Here is a 4,906-nt window from a genome sequence, read left to right as displayed (position 1 = left end):
AGCTTCGAAACGATCATCGAGTCGATCAAGGGCAGGCTGCTGACGCTCGCGGCGCCGCATCTGAAACGGACCGCCGCGCGGCGCCGGAGGCATTCGTCACAATGGGAACGGCGGTTTGCCGCCCCCACGCGCTCCTGACGTAGTCTAAAGGGCGTGAAATCCTTCGAATCCCTGTTTGCGGAACTGAGCGAAAAGGCGCAGCAGCGCCCGGAGGGCTCCCGTACGGTAGCCGAGCTGGATTCCGGCATCCACGGAATCGGGAAGAAGGTCGTCGAAGAGGCCGCCGAAGTCTGGATGGCAGCCGAACACGAATCCGACGAAGCCGCCGCCGAGGAAATCTCCCAGCTCCTCTACCACCTGCAGGTCCTGATGATCGCCAAGGGCCTGCGGCTGGAAGACGTCTACAAGCATCTGTAGCGGGACGCCGCCCCTGCGCGGCGCCCGCCCAGACCCAGGCCTGTTCCACACTTGCGAGGCCCTGCTGCGGCCGAGACGATCCCAGAAAGACCCCCACATGCTGCGTGTAGCTGTTCCCAACAAAGGTTCCCTGTCCGAAGCCGCCTCCGCCATGCTGGGCGAGGCCGGCTACCTCCAGCGCCGCGACAGCCGCGAACTGGTCATGACCGATGCCGACAACGACATTGAGTTTTTTTTCCTCCGCCCGCGCGACATCGCCGTCTACGTAGGCTCCGGCACCCTTGACGTCGGCATCACCGGACGTGACCTGTTTCTGGACGCACAGGTGGACGCCGTCGAGCTGATGAACCTCGGCTTCGCGGCGTCCACGTTCCGGTTCGCCGGTCCGCTCGGCGAGTTCACCAGTGCCGCGCAACTGAACGGCAAGCGCCTGGCCACCAGCTATGACGGGCTGCTGCGCAGCTACCTGGCCGAGCACGGGATCGACGCCTCCGTCGTCCGGCTGGACGGCGCGGTGGAGTCCTCCGTGCGCCTCGGCGTTGCCGACGCGATTGCAGACGTCGTGGAGACCGGCAACACGCTCCGGGCCGCCGGGATGGAAATCTTCGGGGACCCCATCCTGAAGTCCGAGGCCGTGCTGATCGGCCGCGCGGGGGAGACCCCGGCCAATGGGCTGGACGTGCTGATGCGCCGGCTGCGCGGCGTGATTGTTGCCCGCGAGTACGTCATGATGGACTACGACATCCGCAAGGACCTCGTGGACGCCGCCGCGGCGCTGACCCCGGGGCTGGAGTCACCGACCATCTCGCCGCTGCGCGATACCGGCTGGGTGGCCGTGCGCTCGATGGTCCGCCGCACGCAGACCAACCGCATCATGGACGAGCTCTACGATCTCGGTGCCCGGGCCATCCTGGTCAGCACCATCCACGCCTGCCGCATCTGACTGCCCCGGAGTAAGCCATGACTGTTGCCATCCGTGTGATCCCCTGCCTGGACGTCGACGCCGGACGCGTAGTCAAGGGAATTAATTTCGAAGGCCTGCGCGACGCCGGTGACCCGGTGGAACTGGCGCACCGGTACGACCGTGCCGGAGCCGACGAGTTGACCTTTCTGGACGTCACCGCCTCCTCCGGCAACCGCGAAACGACGTTCGACGTCGTGGCCCGCACCGCGGAGGAAGTCTTCATCCCGCTGACCGTGGGCGGCGGCGTGCGCGAGGTCGCCGACGTCGACAAACTGCTGCGCTTCGGGGCGGACAAGGCCGCCATCAACACCGCCGCGGTCGCCCGGCCCGATGTGATCGACGAAATCACCCGCCATTTCGGTTCCCAGGTGCTGGTGCTCTCGCTGGATGCCCGCCGGACCGATGACCCCTCGGTGGCCTCCGGATTCGAAGTCACCACGCACGGCGGCCGCAAGGGCACGGGGATCGACGCGGTGCAGTGGGCCCGCGAGGCGGCCGACCGGGGAGTGGGGGAGTTGTTGCTCAACTCCATCGATGCTGACGGAACGAAGGACGGGTTCGACCTGGAGATGATCCGGGCCGTACGGGCGGCGGTGAAGGTCCCGCTGATTGCTTCCGGCGGTGCCGGGAAGCCCGCGCATTTCCCCCCGGCCGTCGCCGCGGGGGCGGACGCGGTGCTGGCCGCCTCGGTCTTCCATTTCGGGCCCGACGACGCCATCGCGCAGGTCAAGCAGGCGATCCGGGACGCGGGCTACCCGGTCCGGTGAGTCCCGGAGCCGGGGAAGCGGAAGGGTCAGAGGCCGATTTCGGCGCTGTCCAGCAGGGCCACGGCATCGGCCTGGCCCTCGAAGGTGACCAGCGCATGCCTGGTCCGGCCGGACGCATGCATCAGCAGTTCGCCCGGTTCTCCGCCGATGGCCACCGAGACGGGTGCCCGCTTGGCCACGTGCCGCGGGCCGTCCGGACGCACGAGCACGATGCCCAGGTCCACTCCCCGGTACAGCAAGGCCGCCCGCTTAACCAGTTCGTCCCACAGTGCCGCCGAATAGTCCTCGTCCAGCGCCCGCGGCGCCCAGCGGTCGGTGGCCCGGCGGATGTCTTCGGTGTGGACGAAGAATTCCACCAGGTTGGCCACCGTGTCCACGGCCGGCACCCTGAACGGGGACCAGGCCGGCGGGCCCGCGCGGAAGGCTTCCACCAGCTTGGCGTAGCCGGCCGGTTCCCGGGCTGTGTCCGCCACCTTGCGGGTGGCCTCGTCCGAAACCCTGGCCAGCGGCTTAAAGGCCAGGCCGAGGGCGGCACCCACTCGATGTTCACGGATGTACAGGTGGGCGGCCAGTTCGGCGGTCTTCCACCCCTCGCACAGGGTGGGTGAGTCCGGCCCGGCAGCCAGCAAGGTCTCGGCCAGGACTTCACGGGACGGATTTACGTAATGCATCACTCTGAACCTAGCACGAAGGAGGCGCTTGCGGGCCGATAAATGTGTACGTGCGCCCGCGCCCGCGCGGGCGGGAGCCTCCGGGACTTGGCACTAGACTTGTAGGGATGCCTTCCGAGTCTGATTCCCCCACAACAGTGCCGTCCGGGGCCGGCGCAACGGCCCTCGACCCAGCCGTCGCCGACCGGCTCAAGCGCGACTCCGCCGGCCTGGTCGCCGCGATCGTCCAGCAGTTCGACTCCGGTGAGGTGCTGATGCTGGGCTGGATGGATGACGAGGCGCTGCACCGCACCTTGACCAGCGGCCGCGTGACCTTCTACTCGCGCTCGCGCCGGGAGTACTGGCGCAAGGGCGACACCTCCGGCCACGTGCAGTTCGTCAAGTCGGTGGCCCTGGACTGCGACGGCGACGCCCTGTTGGTCCGGGTAGACCAGGTCGGCGCCGCCTGCCACACCGGCACCCGCACCTGCTTTGACGGCCGGGGGCTCGACGCCGTCGCCGGCCACAGCGCCGACCCGGACGCCAGCCAAGGAGCATCCGGCACCTGAACCGGCCCCCTGACCACCGCAGTATCAGCCACTGAAGCGAAAGACAGATAACGCATGCAGGACCTTGGCGTCATCAGCCCCAGCCTGGAGGAATTCCGCGCGCTTGCCCGCGACCGCAGGGTCATCCCGGTCTCCATCAAGGTGCTCGCCGATGACCAGACCCCCATTTCCATCTACCGCAGGCTGGCCGATTCCCGGCCGGGAACCTTCCTGTTGGAGTCGGCCGCCGTCGGCGGAGTCTGGTCCCGCTATTCCTTCATTGGTGCCAACTCGCGCGCCACGCTCACGACCAGGGACGGGCAGGCGCACTGGCTGGGGGAGCCGCCGGTGGGCGTGCCGCGCACCGGCAACCCGGTGGAGGCCCTGCGCGGCACGGTGGAGGCGCTGCGGACCGAACGGTTCGACTCGCTCCCGCCGCTGACGTCCGGGCTGGTGGGATTCGTCGGCTGGGAGGCCGTGCGGCACTGGGAGAAGCTGACGTCCCCGCCGGAAGACGACCTGAACCTGCCGGAACTGGCCATGAACCTTGTCACCGACCTCGCCGTGCACGACAACGCCGAAGGCACGGTCACGCTGATCGCCAACGCCATCAACTTCGACAACCGCGACGAGCGCGTGGACGAGGCATGGCTGGACGCCGTGAAACGCGCCAAACACCTGCTGGCGCAGCTCGCTGAACCGCTCGCGCAGCAGGTGTCGGTGCTGGAAGACGCCGCCCTGGAAACAGCCGACCTGATGAACAGCGTGACCCACCGCTGGGCCCGGGAGAAGTATTTGGCGGCCGTGGACCGCGGCAAGGAAGCAATCGTCGACGGCGAAGTGTTCCAGGTGGTGATCTCGCGCCGGTTCGAGGCCGAATGTTCGGCCGAGGCCCTCGACGTCTACCGTGTGCTGCGGAACCTGAACCCCAGCCCCTACATGTACCTGTTCAGCCTGGAAGACGCCGACGGCGTGGGCTACTCGATCGTGGGGTCCTCCCCGGAGGCACTGGTCACGCTGACCGGCGACGAGGTCATCACCCACCCGATCGCCGGATCCAGGCCCCGCGGGCACAGCGTGGAGCATGACAAGGAACTGGCGGAGGAGCTGCTGGCCGACCAGAAGGAACGCGCGGAGCACCTGATGCTCGTGGACCTGGCCCGCAACGACATCTCCAAGGTCTGCACGCCCGGCAGCGTCGACGTCACGCAGTTCATGGAGGTGGAGAAATTCAGCCACATCATGCATCTGGTCTCCACCGTGGTCGGCCGTCTGTCGCCGGACAAGAGCGCCTACGACGTGCTGGCCGCGACGTTCCCGGCGGGCACGCTCTCCGGTGCGCCCAAACCCCGCGCCCTGAGGCTGTTGGACGAACTGGAACCGCACCGCCGCGGCATCTACGGCGGCGTGGTGGGCTACCTGGACTTTGCCGGGGACATGGACATGGCCATCGCCATCCGCTCGGCGCTGCTGCGCGGCGGCGTCGCCTACGTCCAGTCCGGCGGCGGGATCGTGGCCGACTCCCAGCCGGAGGCCGAGGCGCTGGAGACCGTGAACAAG

The 4,906-nt window shown here is 68.2% G+C and carries 6 protein-coding genes; 5 read left to right on the top strand and 1 reads right to left on the bottom strand.

Features of this window, described 5'->3' with window-relative positions; genetic code table 11:
- Positions 1 to 153: 153 nt before the first annotated feature.
- The 3 genes from AC5RUJ_RS11075 to hisF all read left to right on the top strand — a co-directional run bounded on the left by AC5RUJ_RS11075 (position 154) and on the right by hisF (position 2,148).
- Positions 154 to 417, top strand: a complete 264-nt coding sequence (locus tag AC5RUJ_RS11075) for a phosphoribosyl-ATP diphosphatase (protein WP_493977843.1) — start codon at positions 154 to 156, stop codon at positions 415 to 417.
- A gap of 97 nt (positions 418 to 514) precedes the next feature.
- Positions 515 to 1,360, top strand: a complete 846-nt coding sequence (gene hisG / locus AC5RUJ_RS11070; RefSeq protein WP_493999586.1) for an ATP phosphoribosyltransferase — start codon at positions 515 to 517, stop codon at positions 1,358 to 1,360.
- Positions 1,361 to 1,377: 17 nt separating this feature from the next.
- Positions 1,378 to 2,148, top strand: a complete 771-nt coding sequence (gene hisF / locus AC5RUJ_RS11065) for an imidazole glycerol phosphate synthase subunit HisF (protein WP_493999587.1) — start codon at positions 1,378 to 1,380, stop codon at positions 2,146 to 2,148.
- 26 nt (positions 2,149 to 2,174) lie between these two features.
- On the opposite strand, the gene AC5RUJ_RS11060 is transcribed toward hisF, so the two are convergent.
- Complete coding sequence (locus tag AC5RUJ_RS11060) at positions 2,175 to 2,819, bottom strand: TIGR03085 family metal-binding protein (protein ID WP_493999588.1); 645 nt, start codon at positions 2,817 to 2,819, stop codon at positions 2,175 to 2,177.
- A 107-nt stretch (positions 2,820 to 2,926) separates the two neighbouring features.
- Between AC5RUJ_RS11060 and hisI the strand changes: the two genes are divergently transcribed.
- Together hisI and AC5RUJ_RS11050 are read left to right on the top strand one after the other, a co-directional pair.
- Positions 2,927 to 3,367 carry a phosphoribosyl-AMP cyclohydrolase gene (gene hisI, locus AC5RUJ_RS11055; RefSeq protein WP_494025850.1) on the top strand — a complete coding sequence of 147 codons (441 nt, stop codon included), beginning with the start codon at positions 2,927 to 2,929 and terminating at the stop codon, positions 3,365 to 3,367.
- 54 nt (positions 3,368 to 3,421) lie between these two features.
- On the top strand, positions 3,422 to 4,906 hold a 1,485-nt coding region (locus AC5RUJ_RS11050), incomplete at its 3' end, for an anthranilate synthase component I (protein WP_494155864.1).

This window comes from Arthrobacter sp. Y3223164 (genome assembly GCF_059091005.1).
Note: the sequence above shows the minus strand (reverse complement) of the source record. Positions and strands in the feature narration are given on the sequence as shown.

Coding starts and splice junctions, on each gene's coding strand:
- hisG (WP_493999586.1), top strand. CDS start 515: ATGCTGCGTGTAGCTGTTCCCAACAAAGGTTCCCTGTCCGAAGCCGCC.
- hisF (WP_493999587.1), top strand. CDS start 1,378: ATGACTGTTGCCATCCGTGTGATCCCCTGCCTGGACGTCGACGCCGGA.
- AC5RUJ_RS11060 (WP_493999588.1), bottom strand. CDS start 2,819: ATGCATTACGTAAATCCGTCCCGTGAAGTCCTGGCCGAGACCTTGCTG.
- hisI (WP_494025850.1), top strand. CDS start 2,927: ATGCCTTCCGAGTCTGATTCCCCCACAACAGTGCCGTCCGGGGCCGGC.